Source organism: Paracoccus haematequi (assembly GCF_900631945.1).
GTDB classification, from domain to species: Bacteria; Pseudomonadota; Alphaproteobacteria; order Rhodobacterales; family Rhodobacteraceae; genus Paracoccus; species Paracoccus haematequi_A.
Window position 1 is genome coordinate 143,038 of the sequence record NZ_UZWE01000024.1, and the last position, 21,783, is coordinate 164,820.

General features: G+C 68.9%; 17 protein-coding genes and 1 pseudogene. 10 read left to right on the forward strand and 8 right to left on the reverse strand.

All coding sequences use genetic code 11. The features are described from left to right. Nucleotides 1-46 precede the first annotated feature (46 nt). Entirely contained in the window at nt 47-2,113 is a 2,067-nt protein-coding gene (locus PARHAE_RS05885) for a ComEC/Rec2 family competence protein (protein WP_126153673.1), read from the reverse strand. Nucleotides 2,114-2,211: 98 nt separating this feature from the next. Here PARHAE_RS05885 and gltX point away from each other — a divergent pair, with 98 nt between their 5' ends. From gltX to PARHAE_RS05900, 3 genes are all read left to right on the forward strand, one after another. Further along, entirely contained in the window at nt 2,212-3,606 is a 1,395-nt protein-coding gene (gltX, locus tag PARHAE_RS05890) for a glutamate--tRNA ligase (RefSeq protein ID WP_126153674.1), read from the forward strand. Nucleotides 3,607-3,696: 90 nt separating this feature from the next. Further along, nucleotides 3,697-4,989, forward strand: coding sequence for a citrate synthase (gene gltA, locus PARHAE_RS05895; protein WP_126153675.1), 1,293 nt, complete (start codon nt 3,697-3,699; stop codon nt 4,987-4,989). An 88-nt stretch (nt 4,990-5,077) separates the two neighbouring features. Beyond that, a complete protein-coding gene (locus PARHAE_RS05900; RefSeq protein WP_126153676.1) occupies nt 5,078-5,728 on the forward strand; it encodes an SDR family NAD(P)-dependent oxidoreductase in 651 nt (216 codons plus the stop codon). 109 nt (nt 5,729-5,837) lie between these two features. Here PARHAE_RS05900 and PARHAE_RS05905 read toward each other — a convergent pair whose 3' ends face one another. The 5 genes from PARHAE_RS05905 to PARHAE_RS05925 all read right to left on the reverse strand — a co-directional run bounded on the left by PARHAE_RS05905 (nt 5,838) and on the right by PARHAE_RS05925 (nt 11,479). Further along, a complete protein-coding gene (locus tag PARHAE_RS05905) occupies nt 5,838-7,649 on the reverse strand; it encodes an aminopeptidase P family protein (protein ID WP_126153677.1) in 1,812 nt (603 codons plus the stop codon). Next, nucleotides 7,646-8,338 (reverse strand): metal-dependent hydrolase, encoded by a 693-nt coding sequence (locus tag PARHAE_RS05910; RefSeq protein WP_126153678.1) that lies wholly within the window; start codon nt 8,336-8,338, stop codon nt 7,646-7,648. Before PARHAE_RS05910 ends, PARHAE_RS05905 begins: the two co-directional genes overlap by 4 nt. 58 nt (nt 8,339-8,396) lie before the next feature. Beyond that, on the reverse strand, nt 8,397-10,133 hold the full coding sequence (gene recJ / locus PARHAE_RS05915) for a single-stranded-DNA-specific exonuclease RecJ (RefSeq protein ID WP_126153679.1): 1,737 nt from the start codon (nt 10,131-10,133) through the stop codon (nt 8,397-8,399). Between the two features lie 50 nt (nt 10,134-10,183). After that, nucleotides 10,184-11,149, reverse strand: coding sequence for a class II fructose-bisphosphatase (glpX, locus tag PARHAE_RS05920; protein WP_126153680.1), 966 nt, complete (start codon nt 11,147-11,149; stop codon nt 10,184-10,186). A 78-nt stretch (nt 11,150-11,227) separates the two neighbouring features. Continuing rightward, nucleotides 11,228-11,479, reverse strand: a complete 252-nt coding sequence (locus PARHAE_RS05925; RefSeq protein WP_126153681.1) for a BolA family protein — start codon at nt 11,477-11,479, stop codon at nt 11,228-11,230. Between the two features lie 69 nt (nt 11,480-11,548). On the opposite strand from PARHAE_RS05925, the gene PARHAE_RS05930 reads away from it, so the two are divergent. Next, nucleotides 11,549-12,175 (forward strand): J domain-containing protein, encoded by a 627-nt coding sequence (locus tag PARHAE_RS05930; protein WP_126153682.1) that lies wholly within the window; start codon nt 11,549-11,551, stop codon nt 12,173-12,175. Between the two features lie 73 nt (nt 12,176-12,248). Here PARHAE_RS05930 and lnt read toward each other — a convergent pair whose 3' ends face one another. Together lnt and PARHAE_RS05940 are read right to left on the reverse strand one after the other, a co-directional pair. Beyond that, nucleotides 12,249-13,727 (reverse strand): apolipoprotein N-acyltransferase, encoded by a 1,479-nt coding sequence (gene lnt / locus PARHAE_RS05935; protein ID WP_126153683.1) that lies wholly within the window; start codon nt 13,725-13,727, stop codon nt 12,249-12,251. 457 nt (nt 13,728-14,184) lie between these two features. Beyond that, nucleotides 14,185-15,732 (reverse strand): annotated as a pseudogene (locus PARHAE_RS05940) (DEAD/DEAH box helicase); the annotation flags it as partial. 278 nt (nt 15,733-16,010) lie between these two features. Between PARHAE_RS05940 and argS the strand changes: the two are divergent. The 6 genes from argS (at nt 16,011) to PARHAE_RS05970 (ending at nt 21,758) form a co-directional block, all read left to right on the forward strand. After that, complete coding sequence (argS, locus tag PARHAE_RS05945) at nt 16,011-17,753, forward strand: arginine--tRNA ligase (RefSeq protein WP_126153685.1); 1,743 nt, start codon at nt 16,011-16,013, stop codon at nt 17,751-17,753. Between the two features lie 82 nt (nt 17,754-17,835). Next, nucleotides 17,836-18,951, forward strand: a complete 1,116-nt coding sequence (locus PARHAE_RS05950; protein ID WP_241232686.1) for an SPOR domain-containing protein — start codon at nt 17,836-17,838, stop codon at nt 18,949-18,951. Next, nucleotides 18,951-19,940: a beta-N-acetylhexosaminidase gene (nagZ, locus tag PARHAE_RS05955; RefSeq protein WP_126153687.1), complete on the forward strand. Its 990-nt coding sequence runs from the start codon at nt 18,951-18,953 to the stop codon at nt 19,938-19,940. The genes PARHAE_RS05950 and nagZ overlap by 1 nt, the downstream gene beginning before the upstream one ends. A 114-nt stretch (nt 19,941-20,054) precedes the next feature. Beyond that, nucleotides 20,055-20,903, forward strand: a complete 849-nt coding sequence (locus PARHAE_RS05960; RefSeq protein WP_126153688.1) for a segregation and condensation protein A — start codon at nt 20,055-20,057, stop codon at nt 20,901-20,903. Between the two features lie 59 nt (nt 20,904-20,962). Then, nucleotides 20,963-21,562, forward strand: coding sequence for an SMC-Scp complex subunit ScpB (gene scpB / locus PARHAE_RS05965; RefSeq protein WP_126153777.1), 600 nt, complete (start codon nt 20,963-20,965; stop codon nt 21,560-21,562). Between the two features lie 4 nt (nt 21,563-21,566). Next, entirely contained in the window at nt 21,567-21,758 is a 192-nt protein-coding gene (locus PARHAE_RS05970; RefSeq protein ID WP_126153689.1) for a hypothetical protein, read from the forward strand. The last annotated feature ends 25 nt before the right edge of the window (nt 21,759-21,783 follow it).

Below are 21,783 nucleotides of genomic sequence, written 5' to 3' on the forward strand. Positions count from 1 at the left end.
CGTCATCGAAGCCGATGGCCATGGCCCCGGTTTCCCGCAAGCGCGACTAGTCCAGCATCAGGCAGGGCCAGTCGCCCCCCTTGACCCTTGCCGCGACCACGACGATGCGCCGTGGCTGACAGGCGGCGGGGGCGCGGGTCTCGGCCCCCTTGCCGGTGAAATGCCAGATTTGCCAGCCCTGCGGCAGCGCGGCCATGCGGTCGCGCTTGTCGCCCTGCCAGGTGGGGCGGGCGGCCGATTGCTCTTGCGTGGCGATGTCGCCGTCCTCTTGCAGCCAGGTAGTGACCACGAAGGCCCCGCCCGAAGGTTTTGAAGCTGCCCGGCCCTGCGCCGTCATCAGACCGACGGCCTCGCCCTCGGGTGCGACCAGCAGCAGCGGGCGGCTGGCGGTTAGCCAGATCGCGCCCGAGGCCGCCAGCATCGCCATCCCGGCCAGCAATCCCGCGCCCGTCAGGCTGCGCCGCAGGGCCAGTCCCTGCCAGCACAGCACCGCCAGCGTGGCGCCGAAGCACATCAGCGGGATCACCGGCGCGGGGGGCAGGGGCAGGGCGGTGACCGCGCCGCCCAGGCCCGCCACATAATCCGCGACCCACAGCATCCAGCGGGTGCCCAGGCCCATCACCCACAGCGCCGGACCCGCCAGCCCGATCGGGGCCAGCAGCGCGCCGATCACGCCCGCAGGCATCACCAGGGCGCCCATCACCGGCACCACCAGAAGGTTGGCCAGCAGGCCGTATTGCGCCATCCGGTTGAAATGCGCCGCCGCCAGCGGCGAGGTGGCGATGGATGCCACCAGCGACGACACGATCAGCATCGCCACCGGCCGCAGCCAGAAGGGCAGGTTCGGGGCCACGCGCGCCCAGGGACCGGCCGACAGGATCAGCGCGACGGTGGCCGCGAAGCTCATCTGGAAGCCGGGCTGGGTCACGGCCTCGGGCGAATAGATCAGGATGATGGTCGCGGCCAGGGCGATGGTGCGCAGCGATATGGCCCGCCGGTCGGCGATGATCGCCAGCAGCATCACCGCGACCATCACGAAGGCCCGCTCGGTGGCGACCCCGCCACCCGACAGCCACAGATAGGCGGCCGACGCGGCCAGCGCGCCAAGCGCCGCAAGCTTGTGGACCGCCTGCGGCAGGGGCGCGCCCAGGCCCTGCGCCAGCACCAGGGCCATTCGCAGGGCGGTATAGACGAAGCCCGCCAGCATCGACATGTGCAGGCCCGAGATCGAGATGATGTGATACAGGTTCGAGGCCCGCATGACCTCGTTCGTGGCTTCCTCGATCCCCGAGCGGTCGCCGGTCATCAGGGCCGAGGCGACGGCTCCTTCCTGGCCGCCGATGCCGTCCTGGATCGCCCGGCTGACCGCCATGCGCGCGCGGTGCATGGCCCACAGCCCGCCCTCGGCCGGTTCGACCGTCATGATGGGGGTGCGGGTATAGCCGACCGCGCCCAGCCCCTCGAACCAGGCGAGCCAGCGGAAATCGAAGCTGCCCGGAGAGGCCGGGGCGGGCGGTGGGCCAAGATGGCCGGTCAGCATCACCCGCTGGCCCAGGGGCGGCAGCGGGTCGGTCTGGTCCATCAGCGACAGCCGCACCTTGTCGGGGGTGCGGTCGGGCGCGGTGTCCCGCAGCACCACCCGGTCCAGCGTCAGCCGGATCCGGTCGCGGGCGGAACGGTCGATGTCCACCAGCCGCCCCTCAATGGGGCCGTAATAGCGCCATTCCATCACCGGCGCGGCAACCATCGCCGACCGCAGCCCGATCAGGCCGAAGCCCAGGATGACCAGCAACAGCGCCATGGACCCGATCCGCAGCGCGTCGGCCAGCGGCCAGCCGATCCGCCCGCCTTCGGCCCAAGGCAGCGCGACCCGTCCCGCCGCAAGCGCCACCAATGCCAGCAGGCCAAGCGCGGTCCAGATACTGACGCCTGGCGCAACGGGCAGGGCGAACCACAGCGCGATCCCCGCCGCCATGCAGACCGGCACCCAGGCGAACAGACCGGCGCGCTGCGTGGCCGCCATCCGGGCGGGCCGCGCTGCCGCAGGACGCGGCGCGGCCCGCGCGCCGGAAAACCCCGGCAGCGCGGTGATGTCGCCCTGGGCGGCGGCCATTCTTGTCCTTTCGCACCGGCTTCTCTATTCCTGCCGCGAAGGATGGCATGGACTGCTTACCAAAGTGTTAATGCCGCATCGACCCAAGGAAGGCCGCCATGTCCGATACCCAGGTTGTCACCCGCTTCGCGCCGTCCCCGACGGGATACCTGCATATCGGCGGGGCGCGCACGGCGCTGTTCAACTGGCTTTACGCGCGCGGCCGGGGCGGCAAGTTCCTGCTGCGGATCGAGGATACCGACCGCGCCCGGTCCACCCCCGAGGCGACCGAGGCGATCCTGAAGGGGCTGACCTGGCTGGGCCTCGACTGGGACGGCGATCCGATCAGCCAGTTCGAGCGCCGCGACCGCCATGCCGCCGTCGCGCGCCAGATGCTGGCCGACGGTACAGCCTACAAGTGCTTTTCCACGCCCGAGGAAATCGCCGCCTGGCGCGAGGCCAACCCCCGCCAGCCGTTCCAAAGCCCCTGGCGTGACGCGACCGACCTGCCGGACCGCCCCTATGCGATCCGCCTGCGCGCGCCGCGCGACGGCGAGACGGTCATCGACGATGCCGTGCAGGGCCAGGTCCGGGTCGCCAACGACCAGCTGGACGACATGATCATCCTGCGTTCGGACGGCACACCCACCTATATGCTGGCGGTGGTGGTGGACGATCACGACATGGGCGTGACCCATGTGATCCGGGGCGACGACCATCTGACCAACACCTTCCGGCAGGTGCAGATCTTCGACGCGATGGGCTGGCCGCGCCCGGTCTTCGCCCATATCCCGCTGATCCACGGCGAGGACGGCAAGAAGCTGTCGAAACGCCACGGCGCCGTCGGCCTGCATGAATTCGCGGCCCTGGGCTATCCCCCTGCGGCGATGCGCAATTACCTGGCGCGGCTGGGCTGGAGCCATGGCGACGACGAATTGTTCGACGACGCCCAGGCGCGCGACTGGTTCGACCTGCCGGGCATCGGTCGGGCGCCCGCGCGGCTGGACTTCAAGAAACTGGAGCATGTGAGCGGCCACCATATCGGCGCCATGGCGGATGCGGATCTGCTGGCTGCCCTGGACGACTTCCTGTCGGAAACCGGGGCGCCTGCGCTGACGCAGCGTCAAAGGGATCGGGTCGCCGCAGCGCTTCCGGCGTTGAAGGAAAAGGCGAAAACCCTGCCGCAACTGCTGGACCAGGCGCGATTCGCCCTGATCGACCGGCCGGTCGAGATGGACGAAAAAGCGTCGAAGTCTCTGGACACGGTATCCCGTGGTATGCTGTCCACATTGACTGCCGCAGTGCAGCATGTTAGCTGGACCCGAGACGAGCTGGAGGGGGCGGCCAAGCGGGTCGCCGAGGAGAACGGCGTGGGCTTGGGCAAACTTGCGGCGCCGTTGCGCGCCGCCCTGGCCGGCCGGACGACGACCCCCAGCGTGTTCGACATGATGACGGCGCTAGGCCGCGAGGAATCGCTGGCCCGGCTTCAGGACCAGACGGAATTGGCAGGCTGACGCCTGCCCTTACATGCCAGGGTCGTCCCTGCGAAGTCGCCCCCCGCGCGCGCAAAGGTCGGCCCGGCCCAGCCGGAAAGGACGCTTTGGATGGCCGACGCGAAGACCGCCACACTCAAGATCAACGACGCCGAATACGAGCTGCCGATCCTTCATCCCACCCAGGGACCGGACGTGCTGGACATCCGCAAGCTGTACGGGCAGGCGGATGTGTTCACCTATGACCCCGGCTTCACCTCGACCGCAAGCTGCGATTCGACCATCACCTTCATCGACGGCGACAAGGGCGAATTGTGGTATCGCGGCTATCCCATCGAACAGCTTGCCGCCAAGTCGCATTACCTGGAAGTATGCTACCTGCTGCTGTACGGCGATCTGCCCACCGCCGAGCAGATGGAGGATTTCGAGCGTCGCGTGACCCGTCACACGATGGTGCACGAACAGATGCACAACTTCTTCCGCGGCTTCCGCCGCGACGCGCATCCGATGGCGACCATGGTGGGCGTGGTCGGCGCGATGTCGGCCTTCTACCACGATTCGACCGACATCAACGATTCCTGGCAGCGCGAGGTCGCCTCGATCCGGCTGATCGCCAAGCTGCCGACCATCGCCGCGATGGCCTATAAATATTCGATCGGCCAGCCCTTCGTCTATCCGCAGAACGAACTGGATTACGCCAGCAATTTCCTGCACATGTGCTTCTCGGTCCCGGCCGAGAAATACCATGTGGATCCGGCCCTGGCCCGTGCCATGGACCGTATCTTCACGCTGCACGCCGATCACGAACAGAACGCCTCGACCTCGACCGTGCGTCTGGCGGGGTCGTCGGGGGCCAATCCCTTCGCCTGCATCGCAGCGGGGATCGCCTGCCTGTGGGGTCCGGCGCATGGCGGGGCCAACCAGGCCGCGCTGGAAATGCTGCGCGAGATCGGGACGGTGGACCGGATTCCCGAATTCATCGCCCGCGCCAAGGACAAGAGCGATCCGTTCAAGCTGATGGGCTTCGGCCACCGGGTCTACAAGAACTTCGACCCGCGCGCCAAGGTGATGAAGGAATCCGCCGACGAGGTTCTGGACCTGCTGGGCGTCCGTGACAACCCGACGCTGCAAGTGGCGAAGGAGCTGGAAAAGATCGCGCTGGAGGACGAGTACTTCATCGAGAAGAAGCTGTATCCCAACGTCGATTTCTATTCCGGCATTATCCTGGAGGCGATGGGCTTCCCGACCTCGATGTTCACGCCGATCTTCGCGCTGTCGCGCACGGTGGGCTGGATCGCGCAGTGGAAGGAAATGATCGCCGATCCGCAGAACAAGATCGGCCGCCCGCGCCAGCTTTATGTGGGCGAAGGCAAGCGCGATTATGTGGACGTAGGCGCGCGCTGATCGGTCGCAGGTTTTCAAAGGCCCCTTCGGGGGCCTTTTTGCATGGCGCGCCTTGCGAAGGCGCCGGGCCGGTGGCAAGGGACAAGCCATGACAGAGACACCCAAAATCGCGCTGATCACCGGCGCATCGCGCGGCCTGGGCGCTGCCCTGGCCGAGGATCTGGCCGCGCGCGGCTATCACGTTCTGGCGGTGGCGCGGACAGTCGGCGCGCTGGAGGAACTGGACGACCGCATCCGCCGCGCGGGCGGCAGCGCGACGCTTGCGCCGATGGACGTGGCCGAGGCGCCCGCCATGCAGCAACTGGCCCAGGCGGCGCTGAGCCGCTGGGGCGGGCTGGATCTGTGGGCGCATTGCGCGGTCCACGCCGCGCCCCTGGCCCCCGCGCCGCATGTGGACGGCAAGGACTGGGCGAAGTCGGTGCTGGTCAACATGGACGTGACGCGCGGGCTGATCGCGCTGCTGGAGCCGCTGCTGCGCGCCCGTCAGGGAACCGCGCTGTTCTTCGACGATCCGCGCGCCGGGGAGAAGTTCTTCGGGGCCTACGGCGCGACCAAGGCGGGCCAGATCGCCCTGGCCCGCAGTTGGCAGGCCGAAAGCGCTGCGGTCGGGCCGCGCGTCGTCATCGCCCAGCCCGCGCCGATGCCGACCGCCGTGCGCGCGCGGTTCTTTCCGGGCGAGGATCGGGGGGCACTGACGCCCTGCAAGGACGAGGCGGCACGGATCCTCGACGCGCTGTGATTTGCGCCCCGCGGTGGCGGGGGGTAAGAAGCGCCCGGAGGAAAGGTCCAGTGGACGTTTTTCTGCGACGAACGGGCGAAGCCCCGTGCCCGGACCGCCGAGGGTATTTTTACAAAGAAGAAGTCTCCAGGGGCAGGGTCGCCTTTTCGAGCCATCGGCGCGTTTCATCGTTCAGGTGCGGCGACAGCCCATCGCGGACACGCAGGTGATAGGCGTCCAGCCAGTCTATTTCGTCCCGCGACAGCGCCGCGATGTCGATCAGGCGGCGGTCGATGGGACACAGCGTCAACGTCTGAAACCCCAGCATGGCCCGGCCCGGTTCGGATTCCGCCTCGGTGATGGCGATCAGGTTTTCGATGCGGATGCCGAAGGCGCCTTCGCGGTAATAGCCCGGCTCGTTCGACAGGATCATCCCGGCTTCCAGGGGCAGGGTACTGGCCCGGCTGATGCGGGCAGGGCCTTCGTGGACGCACAAGGCGGCGCCCACGCCGTGGCCGGTGCCATGATCGTAGTCCAGGCCCTGCGACCATAGGTATTGCCGCGCCAAGGCGTCCAGATGCGCGCCCGCCACACCTTTCGGAAAGCGCGCCCGGCTGATCGCGATCATGCCTCGCAGGACGGCTGTATAGGGGGCCACGGCGTCCCGCAGCGGCGACCCCAGGGCCACCGTGCGGGTGATGTCGGTGGTGCCGTCGGGATATTGTCCGCCGGAATCGATCAGCAGCACCTCGCCCGCTGCCAGACGGCGGTTGGTGGCGCGGGTGACGCGGTAATGGACGATCGCGCCGTTCGGCCCGGCGCCGCAGATCGTGTCGAAGCTGATATCGGTAATCCCGGCCTCGCGGCGAAGGGCTTCCAGCTTTTCCACCACGTCGATCTCGGTCAGGTCCGCCGGATCCTGCGCGTCCAGCCAGGCCAGCAGCCGCGTCATCGCCACCCCGTCGCGCAGATGTGCGGCGCGCATCCCCTCCAATTCGGCGGCGTTCTTGCGCGCCTTGGGCAGGATCGCCGGGTCGGTGGCGGGGGCGATCCGGGTGTTGGCGCTGTCCAGCAGGCGGAACGCCGCCTCGGGGGCCGAGGCGGGGTCGAGGCGAACCGGGCCTTCCAGATCCAGCAGCGCGGCGGGCAGGCCCTCGGGATGCAGGATCGCGACCTGGTTGCCCAGATGGGCGCGCAGGGCGTCGTCGAATTTGGCCGGGTCCGCGAACAGGGCGACATGACCGTCATCCGACAGCACCGCGAAGGACTGCACGATGGGGTTCTTGGGCACGTCGCTGCCCCGGATGTTCAGCAGCCAGGAAATCGAATCGGGCAGAGTCAGCAGCGCCGCCGCCTGCCCTTCGTCGCGCAGTTGCGCGGCCAGCCGGGCGCGCTTTTGGGCAGAGGTTTCGCCCGCGAGCGCGTCGTCATGGGCGCGCGCCCGGCCCACCGGCGGGGCGGGGCGGTCTGTCCAGATCGCGTCCAGCGGGTTGCGGTCCACCGCGATCAGGCCGATGCCGCTGTCGGCAAGCGCCTTGTCCAGCGTCTCGATTTCCTGGCGGGTGTGCAGCCACGGATCGAAGCCCAGGCGTCCGCCCGCAGGCAAGGCCTCTCGCAGCCAGTCCGAGGGCTTGGTTTCCGGCCAGGGGACCGGCGTGAAATGGTCCAGATCCAGCTGCGCCTTGACCTGCACGCGATACCGTCCGTCGATGAACACGCCCGCGCGGTCGGGCGTCACGACGGCAAAGCCCGCGCTGCCGGTGAAGCCCGTCAGCCAGGCCAGCCGCGCATCGGCATCGGCCACGTATTCGCCCTGATGGGCGTCGGCGCGGGGGATGATAAAGGCGTCCAGGCCGTCGGCTGCCAGCCGGGCGCGCAGTTGCGCCAGCCGGGCCGCGTGGTCGCCGCCGCCCGCCGGGGCGTCGAAGGTCTGGAAACTCACAACGCGATCGCCTTCATGACCTGGGGTTCGATTACCCGCACCCCCGGCAGCCCGTCGATCAGCGCCTGCGCCGATTGTTCCAGCAGGGGGAAGGTCTTGTAATGGCAGGGGATCACGGTCTTGAAGTCGAAATATTTCCTGGCGGCCCAGGCGGCGCGGCGCATGTCCATGGTGAAATGGCCCCCGGCGGACAGGATGCCGATATCGGGCCGGTGGTATTCGCCCATCCAGCCCATGTCCGCCATGATGTCGGTATCACCCGAGACATAGATCACATGGCCTTCGCCCGCGATCATGTAGCCCGATTCGTGGCCCGCATAGATCGGCCCGTCCGCGCCGTCCAGCGAACTGGAATGAGTGGCGTTGACCATCGTCACCTTGGCCCCGCCCAGATCGACGGTGCCGCCCTTGTTGAAGCCGATGCCCTCGATGTCGTGATGGGTGATCCAGCTGTTGATCAGGTCATAGATGCCCGCGACGGGAATCTTCAGTTCCTTGGCGATGGCCAGCGTGTCGCCGGAATGATCGCCATGGCCGTGGGTCAGCAGGACATGGGTGGCACCCGCAATGGCGTCAGTGCGGGCGTCCTCGGGGAAGACCGGGTTGCCTGAAATCCAGGGGTCGATCAGGATCACGGCATCCTCGATCTCCAGGCGAAAGCCGGAATGTCCAAGCCAGGTCAGTTTCATCGCGGTCCCCTTGTCGATTGTCGGGGGCAGGTTAGCGGGGCTTGCCGCGGCTGACCAGTCACAGAGGCGCCGCATCCTCCAGCCGCAGCCGCAGGCGTTCGCGGCCGTTCCAGGTCGACAGATCCAGCCTGCCTGCCAGATGGAACCGCCGCCCCCGCGCGCTGATCAGCGCGGGGCCAAGCGGGCCGGTCATCGCCCCCCAGGCCACGGCCTCCAATGCCGGGCCGCCCGCGCTGCGGAAGGACAGGCGCAGGTGGCTGTCGCCCATGGTCTGCGCGCTGTCGATCAACTGGTCGGCGAAGGCGAAGCGCGGCGCCGGGGCGGCCTGGCCGTAAGGCCCGGCGTCCTCAAGCTGGCGGTACATCTGCGGCGTGGCGCCCGCGCCTTCCAGCAGGCCGGATATTCGCAGGTCGCGCGCGCCCGTCCGCTGGGCCAGATCGGCGGCGATCAGGTCCGCCAGCCGTTCCATCGCCGCAGGGATCTTCGTCTCGGCCACGGTCAGGCCAGCGGCCATCATGTGGCCGCCGCCCTTCAGCAGCAGGCCTTCATCCGCCAGCCGGTGGATCGCGCGGCCCAGGTCGACGCCGGGCACCGAACGCGCCGATCCCTTGCCGATGCCGTTCTCCACCCCGATCACGACCGAGGGGAGGTCGGTCGCCTCTTTCACGCGCGCGGCGACGATGCCCACGACGCCTGGATGCCAGCCGGGACCGGCGGCCCAGGACAAGCGGGCATCACCCCGCGCTTCGACTTGGGCCAGGGCCTCGTCGCGGACGGCGGATTCGATGGCACGGCGGTCGCGGTTCAGCCCGTCCAGTTCGGCGGCCAGCCGCCCCGCCTCGCGGGGATCACGGCAGGCGAGGCACAGCGCGCCCAGATCGGCGCGGCCCACCCGGCCCCCGGCATTGATGCGCGGCCCCAGCAGGAAGCCCAGGTGAAAGGCGGCGGGCGGCCCGTCGAGGCGGGCCACATCCGATAGCGCCACCAGGCCGGGGCGGCGGCGGCGGGCCATGATCGCCAGCCCCTGCCGCACGAAGGCCCGGTTCACGCCGGTCAGCGGCGCCACGTCGGCCACCGTCGCCAGCGCCACCAGATCCAGCATCGCCATCAGGTCGGGTTCCGGCTGTCCCATGCCGCGCAAGACGCGTCCCGCCTGAACCAGCGTCAGGAACACCACGCCTGCCGCGCAGAGATGACCCAGAGAGCCGTCCTCGTCCGCGCGGTTCGGGTTCACCACCGCCAGGGCGGGGGGCAGGGTCTCGCCGCCCAGATGGTGATCCAGCACGATCACGTCGGTGCCCGTGGCGGCGGCCAGGGCGTCATGGCTCAGCGTGCCGCAATCGACGCAGACGATCAGGTCGTGATCCGCGGCCAGGGCAGCCATGGCGGGCGCGTTCGGACCATAGCCCTCGTCGATGCGGTCAGGGATATACAGGGTCGCATCGCGGCCCTGCTGGCGCAGCCAGTCCAGCAGCAGCGCCGCCGACGACCCCCCATCCACGTCGTAATCGGCAAAGATGGCGATGCGTTCGCCCTTGACCGCAGCCGCGACCAATCGTTCCGCCGCGATCCCCATGTCGCGCAGCGACAGCGGGTCGGGCAGAAGGTCGCGCAGGCGCGGCGTCAGGAAGCCCTCGGCGCCCTCGGCCTCGACCCCGCGCTCGGCCAGGATGCGCGCCACCGGCAAAGGCAGCCCGGTGCGCTGCGCCAGACCCTCGGCCAGCCGGTCGGTTTCGGCGTCCGGGCCGACCCATCGCCGATTTGTCAGCGATCGCTCGATCCCCAGAAACGCCACGCCTGCACCTTCTTCTTTGTCCAAATACCCTCTTGGGGGGCAAGGCCCCCTTACCTGATCGGGTTGCGATAGATCATCCGCCGCACCGAGCCGGTCTTGGACCGCATCAGGATCGTCTCGGTCGTCAGATAGCCGGGTTCACGCTTGACCCCAGCCACGATGGACCCGTTCGTCACGCCCGTCGCGGCAAAGATCACGTCGCCCGTCACCAGCTCGTCGCGGGCATAGATGCGATCCAGATCGGTGATGCCCGCCTTGCGCGCGCGGCCCTTTTCGTCGTCGTTGCGGAACAGCAGCTTGCCCCACATCTGCCCGCCCATGCATTTCAGCGCCGAGGCCGCCAGAACCCCCTCGGGGGCGCCGCCCGAACCCATATACATGTCGATGCCGGTCAGTTCGGCCTCGGCGCAGTGGATCACGCCCGCCACGTCGCCGTCGGTGATCAGCCGGATCGCCGCGCCGGTGGACCGCACCTCGGCCACCAGATCCTCGTGGCGCGGGCGTTCCAGGATGCAGACGGTGATGTCGCTGTCCTTCACGCCGCGCGCCTCGGCCAGGGCGCGGACCCGCTGCGCGGGAGTCATCTCAAGGCTGACCACATCGGTCGGATAGCCCGGCCCGATGGCCAGTTTTTCCATATAGACGTCGGGCGCGTGCAGCAGCGTGCCGCGCGGGGCCATGGCGATCACCGTCAGCGCGTTCGGCATGTCCTTGGCGGTCAGCGTCGTGCCTTCCAGCGGATCAAGGGCGATGTCCACCTCCGGTCCCTGGCCGGTGCCGACCTCCTCGCCGATATACAGCATCGGGGCCTCGTCGCGCTCGCCCTCGCCGATCACCACGACGCCCTTGATGTCCAGCATGTTCAACTGGTCGCGCATCGCGTTCACGGCGGCCTGGTCGGCGGCCTTTTCGTCGCCGCGCCCGATCAGCCGGGCCGAGGCATGGGCCGCCGCCTCGCTGACGCGGGCCAAGCCAAGCGAAAGCATCCGGTCGTTGAAATCCTTGGGGGCGGTCATGTCGATCCCTCTTTCCGACAGTTCGGGCGCGTTCTACGCGCGCGCCGTGACAGCGGCAAGGCTGTCGGCGCTAACGGATCAGGTCTCGGACAATTCCAGCGCCAGCGCGTGGATGCGGGGCACGATGTCGCCCAGGGCCTGATGCACCAGCCGGTGCCGCTGGACCCGGCCCAGCCCGGCGAAATCGGGGCTGGCCATGCGGATGCGGAAATGAGTCTGACCGCCGTCGCGGTATCCGGCGTGGCCGCGATGGCTTTCGCTTTCGTCGACCACCTCCAGCCGGGTGGGGCGCAGCGCGGCCAGCCTGTCGCGCATTTCATCGGCAATCATTCGTCAAGACCTTTCATGTCGCGTCAAAAACCCTAAACTGCCGCCTCCGAGTCGCAAAGGTGCCCCACAATGAGCAGTAACGACCCGTTCGGCTTCGACATTTCGGCCGCGAAGGACAAGAAGCGCAAGACCAAGGGCCGTCGCGGCATGTCGGGGGCCTTCGAGACCTCGACCCGGATCTGCGACAAGCAGGGCTGCGAAGAGCCTGGCCAGTACCGCGCGCCCAAGAACCCTCGGCATCTGGACGATTATTTCTGGTTCTGCAAGGAGCATGTCCGCGAATACAACGCGAACTGGAACTACTTCCAAGGCCAGTCCGAGGAGGAATTCCAGCAGTTCATCGACAACGCGACCGTCTGGGAACGCCCGACCAAGCCCTTTGGCCGCGCCGCCGCCGAGGACAAATGGGCGCGCCACGGCGTCAGCGATCCGCTGGAAATCTTGGGCGCCAACGGCACCGCCCCCGAGGCGCGCGCCAAGGCCAGCCGCAAGCTGCCCCCGACCGAGCGCAAGGCCCTGGACATTCTGGAAGCCAAGGACACCTGGACACGGGTCGAGATCCGCAAGCAGTACAAGTCGCTGGTCAAGGATCTGCATCCCGACATGAACGGCGGCGACCGTTCCGACGAGGACCGGCTGGCCGAGGTGGTCTGGGCCTGGGACCAGGTGAAGGACAGCCGGTTCTTCAAGGACTGAAGGTGGCGGGGGGGCTGCCGCCCCCGTCCGCTGCGCGGACTCCCCCGCGGATATTTGGGCACAGAAGATTCGGTCAGGCGAGGAGGTTTCGGTCGGGCCGGCGGCGGGTGATCGCCAAGCCGAGCATGAGAGCGGCCAGCAGGACCACCGGGGCGTTGCCCCACCGCATCCAGGGCGTTTGGGGCAGGGGCGCGGGCAGGGCGGCGTCGATCTTGCCCGCCACGCCCAGGGGCAGCGACTGGCGGATCCGGCCATGCGGGTCGATCACCGCGCTGATGCCGGTATTGGCGGCGCGGATCAGCGGCAGCCCGGATTCGATGGCGCGCAGCCGGGCCTGGGCCAGGTGCTGATAGGGGCCGGAGAATTTCCCGAACCAGGCGTCGTTGGTGGCTTGCAGCAGCCAGGCGGGCCGCTGGTCCAGGCCGCGCAGGTGCTGGGGAAAGATCGCCTCGTAGCAGATCAGCGGCTGGAAGTCGGGCAGGCCGGGGACTTGCATAACCACGGGGCCGGGGCCTGCGGAATAGCCGTTGCCCTGCTGGGCGGCGAAGGCGCCGATGCCGATCCGCGCCAGGGCGTCGCCCCAGGGGACGTATTCGCCGAAGGGGACAAGGTGGAACTTGTCATAGACCGCGCCGATGGTGGCGTCGGGGTTCAGCGTGACAAGGCTGTTGTAGAACCGGCTGCCGTCGCGCCGCTGGATGCCCAGGACCAGGGGCGCGCCCGCCGCCTGCGCCATCGCGGGCAGCACCGGGTCGGCATCCTCCAGCAGGAAATTCACGGCTGTTTCGGGCCAGATCACCACGTCCCGGGGGCCGGGTTCCGCCGACAGGTCCAGAAGGCGCTGGAAAAACACCGCCGCCCATTGGGGATCCCACTTCAGATCCTGCTGGGCGTTCGGCTGGACGATCCGCAGGCGCGCGGGGCTGTCCGGGGGCAGGGGCTGGGACAGTCGTGCCAGACCAACGCTCCATAGCCCGCCGGTCAAGGCGACCGCCAAGACCACGGCGGGCAGCGGCCGGATCAGCGCGGGCAGCGCCGCCAGGGTCAGGGTGATCGCGCCAAGGCCCAGTGCCCCGGTCCAGGCCGCCGTCTGCGCCAGGGGCGTGTCGATCCAGGCATGGCCGATCAGCGCCCAGGGCAGGCCGGTGAAGATCCAGCCGCGCAGCCAGTCCGACAGCAGCAGCGCCGCCGCGATGGCGATGGCCCGGCGCGGGCCGGGCACGGTCAGGCGCGCGGCAAGCGCGGCTGGGACGGCCCAGAACAGCGCCCCGCCCAAGGCCATCAGGACCAGGGCGAAGGGCGCCATCCAGCCATGGATTTCAGGCTCGACCAGGAACGGCTCGACGATCCAGGACATCGACAGGGCGAACCAGCCGAACCCTGCCGCCAGCATCGGCAGGAAGACCCCGTCCCGTCGCGCGGCGCGGTGGATCAGGATCGCCAGGGCCAGGGGCGTGGCGATCCAGAGGCCGAAGGGCGGCAGGCCAAGCGCCGCGACCAGCCCGAGGGCCAGCGGGATCCAGAGCTGCCGCAGGGGCGGACGGCCGGGCATTGGCGGGAAATCAGGCCTCGGCTTCGGCGCTGTCCACAGGGGCGGGTTCCTCGGCCTTCTTGCGGCGGGTGCGCTTGGGCTTCGGCGCCGCTTCGGCTTCCGCCTCGGGGGCGGGGGCGTCCGCAGCGGGTTCGGCTTTCTTGCGGCGCGTCCGCTTGGGCTTTTCGGCAGGCTCGGCCGGGGTTTCGGGCTGAGCCTCTGCCTCGACCTCGGCCTTCTTGCGGCGGGTGCGCTTGGGCTTCGGCGCTTCCTGAGCCACGGGTTCCGCGGCAGCTTCCGGGGCTTCGGGCGTCGGCGCCTCGGCGGCCGGTTCCACGGGGTCACTTGCTGGCGTTTCTGGTGCGGGGGCGTCCTGCGCGGCCTCGGGCGCTACGGCGTCGATGGGGGTTTCGACCGCTGCGGTTTCCACGGCAGGCTCGGCTTTCTTGCGGCGGCTGCGGCTGCGGCGCGGCTTGTCGGCCTTGCCTTCCGCCTCGGGCTGGGCGGCTGCCTCGGCCGGGCGCGGCCGGTCGTCGCTGTCCGGCGAGGTCGAGGCGAGGGCGCGGCGCAGTTCCACCAGCATGAATTCGGGAACGTGGTCGCCCATGCCCATCACGGCGGGGCCACGATTGTCCTCGCGCCGGCTGCGCCGGTCGCGGGACGGGTCGCGCCGGTCATGGCCGCGATCCTGGGGTCGCTCGTCGCGCCGTTCCTCGCGGACGGGTTCGCGGCGGGCTTCCTCGCGAGGCGGTTCGGGCGCGCGGTCCTCTCGCCGTTCCTCGTCCCGGCTGCGGGGCTTGTCGCGGCCACGAGACTTGTCGCGGCCCGGACGGCGGTCGTCGCGGCCTGCGTTGCGGTCGGTTTCGGACACGGTGAATCCTTCCGGCAGGGCCGCGCGCGGCAGGGTCTGCTTGACCAGGTTTTCGATGGCGGCCAGGTATTTTTCGTCGGACGGGGTGGCGATGCTGAAGGCGCTGCCCAACCGGCCCGCCCGGCCGGTGCGGCCGATGCGGTGGACGTAATCCTCGGCATGGGACGGCAGGTCATAGTTGAAGACATGGCTGACCGCCGGAATGTCCAGCCCCCGCGCCGCCACGTCCGAGGCGATCAGGAATTTCAGCTTGCCGTCGCGGAAATTGTCCAGCGTGCGGGTCCGGTGGCTCTGGTCCAGGTCGCCATGGATCGGCGCCGCGTCGTAGCCGTGCTTGGCCAGCGACTTGGCCAGGATGTCCACGTCGGTCTTGCGGTTGCAGAAGATGATGGCGTTCTTCAGCCCCTCGCCCTCTCCGTCGATCAGGGCGCGCAGCAGGTCGCGTTTCTGCTTGGCGGCCATGTCGCGGCGGCTGGGGGTCAGTTCGACCAGCTTCTGAGTGATCGTTTCGCTTGTGGTGGCCTGGCGCGCGACCTCGATCCGTTCGGGGGCGTGCAGGAAGGTGTTGGTGATCCGCTCGATCTCCGGCGCCATGGTGGCGCTGAAGAACAGCGTCTGACGGGTGAAGGGCGTCAGTTGGAAGATGCGTTCGATATCGGGGATGAAGCCCATGTCCAGCATCCGGTCGGCCTCGTCCACGACCATGATCTGCACGCCGGTCAAAAGCAGCTTGCCGCGTTCGAAATGATCCAGCAGGCGGCCCGGCGTGGCGATCAGCACGTCGACGCCCCGGTCGATCAGCTTGTCCTGTTCGCCGAAGCTGACGCCGCCGATCAGCAGCGCCTTGGTCAGGCGGGTGTGTTTCGCATAGGTGTCGAAATTCTCGGCCACCTGGGCGGCCAGTTCGCGGGTCGGGCACAGGACCAGCGAACGCGGCATCCGTGCGCGGGCGCGGCCCCGGCCCAGCATGGTGATCATCGGCAGCACGAAGCTGGCGGTCTTGCCGGTGCCGGTCTGCGCGATCCCCAGCACGTCGCGGCCTTCCAGGGCGGGGGGGATGGCGCCCGCCTGAATCGGCGTCGGCGTCTCGTACCCGGCCTCGGCGATGGCCTTCAGCACGTTGGGATCAAGCTTCAGATCGGAGAATTTCGTCATTTAGGGGCTTTCCAAGGCTTTGCGCGCCGGACCCCGACGCGATGCGTTCCACCGCCGCGAAGCCCGGATGGCTGGGTGCGGCCTGCAATGGGACGCAGACTGGCACGCCCCTTCAGTCGGCCCGCCGGATGCGGACCATGCAGCGCCTTAGACCAAGTGGACGGCCACGTCAATGTTTTCACCGGAAAACCTTGCGTAAAAGGCCGCGGTTCGGGGCTTTGTGTTGACCGCGCCCCGCCCCAGACGCTAACCCGCAGGGGACAGTCAGGAAAGCGATGATGAACCTATTCACCGATCTGCGCGGCGTCGTGCTGGCCGCGCTGGAGCAGATGACGCAGGCGGGCGAGCTGCCCCCGGACCTGGATTTCGCCAATGTCGCGGTGGAACCGCCGCGCGATCCGGCTCATGGCGACATGGCCACCAATGCCGCGATGGTGCTGGCCAAGCCCGCCGGAATGAAGCCGCGCGACATCGCCGACCGGCTGGCCGCCCGGCTGACCGATCCGCGCATCGCTGCGGCCGAGGTCGCGGGTCCGGGCTTTCTGAACCTGCGCCTGTCCCCCGCCGTCTGGCGCGGGGTCGTCGCCGCCGCCCTGAACGAGGGCGAGGATTTCGGGCGGTCCACCATCGGCACGGGCCAGAAGGTCAACGTGGAATTCGTCAGCGCCAACCCCACCGGCCCGATGCATGTGGGCCATGTGCGCGGGGCGGTCTTTGGCGACGCCTTGGCGAACCTGCTGGCGTTCTCGGGCCACCAGGTGACGCGCGAATATTACATCAACGACGGCGGCGCGCAGGTCGATGTGCTGGCGCGTTCGGCCTACGAGCGTTACCGCGAAGCCAATGGGCTGGAACCGGAAATCCGCGAGGGACTGTATCCCGGCGACTATCTGATCCCGGTGGGCGAGGCGCTGAAGGCCAAGTACGGCGACAGTCTTCTGAACAAGCCCGAATCCGACTGGCTGGCCGAAATCCGCGATTTCGCGACCCAGGCGATGATGGAGATGATCCGCGACGATCTGGCGGCGCTTGGCGTGCGCATGGATGTCTATTCCAGCGAGAAGGCGCTGTACGGCACCGGCCAGATCGAGGCCGCGATCGCCCGCCTGGAAAGCCTGGGCCTGATCTATCGCGGCGTTCTGGAACCCCCCAAGGGCAAGCTGCCAGAAGACTGGGAGGAGCGCGAGCAGTTGCTGTTCCGGTCCACCGCGCATGGCGACGACGTGGACCGGCCGATCCAGAAATCGGACGGCGCCTGGACCTATTTCGCGCCCGACATCGCCTATCACTGGTCGAAGATCGAACGCGGCTTCGATGCGCTGATCGACGTGTTCGGCGCCGATCACGGCGGCTATGTCAAGCGGATGCAGGCGGCGGTCAAGGCGCTGTCGGACGGGCGGGTGCCGCTGGACATCAAGCTGATCCAGCTGGTCAAGCTGTTCAAGAACGGCGAGCCGTTCAAGATGTCCAAGCGCGCGGGCACCTTCGTCACGCTGCGCGATGTGGTCGAACAGGCGGGCGCCGACGTGACGCGCTTCGTCATGCTGACGCGCAAGAACGACGCGACGCTGGATTTCGATTTCGCCAAGGTGCTGGAGCAGTCCAAGGACAACCCCGTCTGGTATGTCCAGTATGCCAGCGCGCGGGTCCATTCGGTCCTGCGCCGCGCGGGCGATTCGGGGGTCGACGTCAGCGATTCGGCCCTGGCATCGGCGGATCTGACCCGGCTGGCCCATCCGGCCGAACTGGATCTGGCGCGGAAGGTCGCCGAATGGCCCCGGCTGGTCGAACACGCGGCCCGCGCCCACGAGCCGCACCGGATCGCCTTTTTCCTCTATGAGATCGCCTCGGACCTGCATTCGCTGTGGAACCGCGGCAACGACGACCCGTCCCTGCGCTTCGTGCAGGATGGCAATCCAGACACGACCCAAGCAAAAATCGCGCTGGTGCGTGCAGTTGGCGTTGTTATTTCAAGCGGTCTCGCTATCCTTGGGGTCACGCCGGTCAAGGAAATGCGCTGAACGCACAAAGCGCCCCCGCCGGTTGGAACGGGCAGTCAAGTTCAAGTCGGATCAACCGGCAGGCAGGCAGGCTATGGCAGTGATGGATTTCCGCGAAGGCGGCTATGTGTTCTCGCGTCACAAGGTGAAGCGCGAATTCTCGTATGACCAGGGCGGCTGGGATCAGCCGCAAGAGGATCAGGCCCGATTCGCGGCCGATCCCCAGGGCAATGACAGCCTGACGGCCCGATTCGCCCGGCTGACGCATTACCTGGGCGCGGTCGCCTCGGTCGCGCTGATGGTGGGGCTGATGGTCTGGGGCTGGCAACTGGTGTCGCGCGACGTGTCGGGCGTGCCGGTGATCCGCGCCATCGTCGGCGACGCGCGCACCGCGCCCTCGGATCCCGGCGGGGAGCTGACGAACTATACCGGCTATGCGGTCAACACCGTGGCCGAAGGCGCCGATCACCAGCCGACCCAGCAGGTCGCCATCGCCCCCGCGCCGGTCGGCCTGTCGGACGAGGATGTGGCGATGGGCCAGTTGGGCGCCACGCCGCGCCAGCCCTCGGCGGTGTCGGAAACCCCGCTCAGCTTCGACGGCGAACCGATCGTGCCGCTGTCCGACAGCGAGGCCCGCGCCCTTGCCGAAGCCCAGGCCGAGGCGCAGCGCCTGGCCTTGGCCGACAGCGCCGTGCAGGATGCCGCCATCAGCGACGCCCCGGCCAGCGAAGGCCCGGTGAACGAGGCGCTGACCGACGAAAACGGCGCCCCCGCCCAGGCCGCCGCCATCGCCGAGGCTTTGGCGCTGGCTCAGGCCGAGGCCAATCCCGGCGTGCTGACGGCCTCGACCCGGCCCGCGCCGCGCCCGCGCAGCACCCGCGTCGCCTCGGCCGGGACCACCGCCACCGATGCCCGTCCCGTCGCCGCCGAAAGCCGCCCGGAACCGGCCGCCCCCGCCCCGGCCCCGGTTTCCCAGGCCAGCGGCCCGCAGGTCCAGTTGGGCGCCTTCGACAGCAACGCCATCGCCGCCAGCGAATGGAACCGGCTGATGAACAAGCATGTCGTTTTCGGCGGCAAGCAGCAGGTGATCCAGCAGCATCAGTCGAACGGCCGCACCTTCTGGCGGCTGCGCGTCGCGGGCTTCGAATCGCTGTCCGAGGCGCGCCAGTTCTGCGCCGCGCTGAAATCGGCCGGCACGGACTGCCTTGCCCTGAACTGATGCCTGCCAACGCCACGATCCTCGGCGGGATCGCCGGGACCGAACTGACTGCGGCCGAGCGGGATTTCTTCCGTGCGGCCGATCCCTGGGGCTTCATCCTGTTCGGCCGCAATGTCGACAACCCTGACCAGTTGCGCCGCCTGACCGGCGACCTGCGCGAGGCGGTGGGCCGCGATGCGGTCGTCACCGTCGATCAGGAAGGCGGGCGGGTGCAGCGCCTGCGCGGCCCGCATTGGACCGAATGGCCCGCGCCGCTGGATCAGGCCGCCGTCGGGCCGCGCGCGATGTGGCTGCGCTATGCCCTGATCGGTCGGGAATTGCGCGCGGTGGGGATCGACAGCAACTGCGCCCCGACGCTGGACGTGGCGCAGGCCGATACGCATCCGTTCCTGCGCAATCGCTGTTTCGGCACCGACCCCGACACCGTTGCCACCCTGGGCCGCGCGGCGGCGGACGGGATGCTGGCGGCGGGCGTGCTGCCGGTGATGAAGCACATGCCGGGCCATGGCCGCGCCGTGGCGGACAGCCATCACGACCTGCCCATGGTGGCCGCGCCCCCGGCGGACCTCGAGGCGATGGACTTCGTCCCGTTCCGCGCGCTGAACGACTTGCCGATGGGGATGACCGCGCATATCCGCTTCACCGCCCTGGATGACGCCCCTGCCACCGCCTCGCGCCGGATGATCGGCCTGATCCGCGACCGCATCGGCTTCGACGGGCTGCTGATGACCGACGACATCACCATGAACGCTCTGTCGGGAACCCAGGCCGAGCGCGCGGCGGCCTCCGTCGCGGCGGGCTGCGATCTGGTGCTGCATTGCAACGGCACCATCGCCGACATGGAGCCGGTGGTGGCCGCCGCTGGGGCGATGACCCCGGACGCGCAGCGCCGCGCGGCCGCCGCTTTGGCGCAGCGCCGCGCGCCGCAGGATATGGATTTCGCCGCGCTGATGGCCGAATGGCGCAGCCTGACCGGCGCCATCGCCTGACGCTTCTTCTTCATGAAATCATCCTCTGGGACAGGCTCGAAGGGACGGGGGCTGAAAGCCCCCTGCAAGGGGGGCGTCTTGACTCCGGCCAGGGCAGGGCCGACTCTGGCGGCCATGACCGAAAGGAACCCCGTGGCCCGCGCCGCCAGCGACATCCCCTATCTGCGGCCCGTTCATGGTCCCGCGTCCGACGCCGACAGCGTCGCGCATCGCCGTGCCGAGGAAGCGCTGATCGTCGATGTGGACGGCTATGAAGGCCCGCTGGATCTGCTGCTGACGCTGGCGCGGGTGCAGAAGGTCGATCTGATGAAGATCTCGGTCCTGCATCTGGCCGAGCAATACCTGGCCTTCATCGAACAGGCCCGCAGCCTGCGGATCGAGCTTGCCGCCGATTACCTGGTCATGGCCGCATGGCTGGCCTTCCTGAAATCGCGCCTGCTGCTGCCCCCCGACCCCGAGGCCGAGGGCCCTTCGGCCGAGGAAATGGCCGCGCATCTGGCCTTTCAGCTTGAACGGCTGGCGGCGATGCGGCAGGCGGCGGCGCAGCTGATGGGCCGGGATCGGCTGGGGATCAGCCGGTTCCAGCGCGGGTCGCCGGAAACCGTGGCGAAGAAGCGGCGCACCGAATGGCAGGCGGGGCTGATCGATCTGATGCGCGCCTATGCAAGGCTGAAGACGCGCGACGAATTCCGCCCCTATGCCTTCGATCGGCAGGACGTGTTCACCATGGAACAGGCGCTTGACCGGCTGCGCGCCCTGATCGGCTATGCGGGCGACTGGACCGACCTGTCCGATTTCCTGCCGGACGGCTGGGCCAGCCGGGGCGCGCGCCGCCGCTCCGCCACGGCGGCGACCTTCGCGGCCTCGCTGGAGCTTGCGCGGCAGGGCAGGATCGAGATACGGCAGCCGGGCCCCTTTGCCCCGATCAGCTTTCGCCGCAAACCCGTGACCGACCAGCCGTGACCGATCCCGCTGCCGCCACCGCCGACATCGACTTTCCGCCCCTGGCGCAGCAGGAGCGCATGGTCGAGGCGATCCTGTTCGCATCCGGCCAGCCGCTGAGCGTGCGCGACCTGGCCGCACGCCTGCCCGCCGGTTGCGACCCGGCCGACGCTCTGGCAGGGCTGCGCCGGATCTATGCCGGGCGGGGCGTGGTGCTGGAACGGATCGGCGACGGCTATGCCTTCCGCACCGCGCCCGACCTGTCGTTCCTGATGCAGACGGAAACCGTCGAACAGCGCCGCCTGTCGCGCGCCGCCATCGAGACGCTGGCGATCATCGCCTATCACCAGCCCGTCACCCGCGCCGAGATCGAGGAGATTCGCGGCGTCGCCGTATCGCGCGGCACGTTGGACCAGTTGATCGAGATGGAATGGGTCCGCATCGGCCGCCGCAGGATGACGCCGGGACGGCCTGCGACCTTCGTGGTGACGGAAACCTTCCTGGATCATTTCGGCCTGGAATCGGCCCGCGACCTGCCGGGATTGGCCGAACTGCGCGCAGCGGGATTGCTGGAATCGCGCCCTCCGGTCGAGGGGCTGCATATGCCCCTTGCCTTGCCCGAAGGGGACGACGATGTCGGCGCCTCGGAACCCGGTGACGACCTGTTCGAGGACGAATGACCCCATGACCCTGGCCAAGTTCATTGCCCTGCTGTCCCGGCTGCTGGGCCGCCGCCTTGCGGGGCGGGGCATCGACAAGGGTGTCGACCGCCTTGCCAAATCCGGTGGCGCTTCGGCCCGGCAGGCCAAGGACATGCGCCAGGCGGTCAAGCGCGCCCGCCGCGCCGCCCGCCTGACCCGCCGCATCGGGCGCTGACACTCGCCTTTGCTGGCCGGCCGCG

Bases quoted from the DNA above. Each gene is read 5' to 3' on its own strand.
- PARHAE_RS05885 (WP_126153673.1), bottom strand. From the start codon at position 2,113: ATGGCCGCCGCCCAGGGCGACATCACCGCGCTGCCGGGGTTTTCCGGC.
- gltX (WP_126153674.1), top strand. From the start codon at position 2,212: ATGTCCGATACCCAGGTTGTCACCCGCTTCGCGCCGTCCCCGACGGGA.
- gltA (WP_126153675.1), top strand. From the start codon at position 3,697: ATGGCCGACGCGAAGACCGCCACACTCAAGATCAACGACGCCGAATAC.
- PARHAE_RS05900 (WP_126153676.1), top strand. From the start codon at position 5,078: ATGACAGAGACACCCAAAATCGCGCTGATCACCGGCGCATCGCGCGGC.
- PARHAE_RS05910 (WP_126153678.1), bottom strand. From the start codon at position 8,338: ATGAAACTGACCTGGCTTGGACATTCCGGCTTTCGCCTGGAGATCGAG.
- glpX (WP_126153680.1), bottom strand. From the start codon at position 11,149: ATGACCGCCCCCAAGGATTTCAACGACCGGATGCTTTCGCTTGGCTTG.
- PARHAE_RS05925 (WP_126153681.1), bottom strand. From the start codon at position 11,479: ATGATTGCCGATGAAATGCGCGACAGGCTGGCCGCGCTGCGCCCCACC.
- PARHAE_RS05930 (WP_126153682.1), top strand. From the start codon at position 11,549: ATGAGCAGTAACGACCCGTTCGGCTTCGACATTTCGGCCGCGAAGGAC.
- lnt (WP_126153683.1), bottom strand. From the start codon at position 13,727: ATGCCCGGCCGTCCGCCCCTGCGGCAGCTCTGGATCCCGCTGGCCCTC.
- argS (WP_126153685.1), top strand. From the start codon at position 16,011: ATGAACCTATTCACCGATCTGCGCGGCGTCGTGCTGGCCGCGCTGGAG.
- PARHAE_RS05950 (WP_241232686.1), top strand. From the start codon at position 17,836: ATGGATTTCCGCGAAGGCGGCTATGTGTTCTCGCGTCACAAGGTGAAG.
- nagZ (WP_126153687.1), top strand. From the start codon at position 18,951: ATGCCTGCCAACGCCACGATCCTCGGCGGGATCGCCGGGACCGAACTG.
- PARHAE_RS05960 (WP_126153688.1), top strand. From the start codon at position 20,055: ATGACCGAAAGGAACCCCGTGGCCCGCGCCGCCAGCGACATCCCCTAT.
- scpB (WP_126153777.1), top strand. From the start codon at position 20,963: ATGGTCGAGGCGATCCTGTTCGCATCCGGCCAGCCGCTGAGCGTGCGC.
- PARHAE_RS05970 (WP_126153689.1), top strand. From the start codon at position 21,567: ATGACCCTGGCCAAGTTCATTGCCCTGCTGTCCCGGCTGCTGGGCCGC.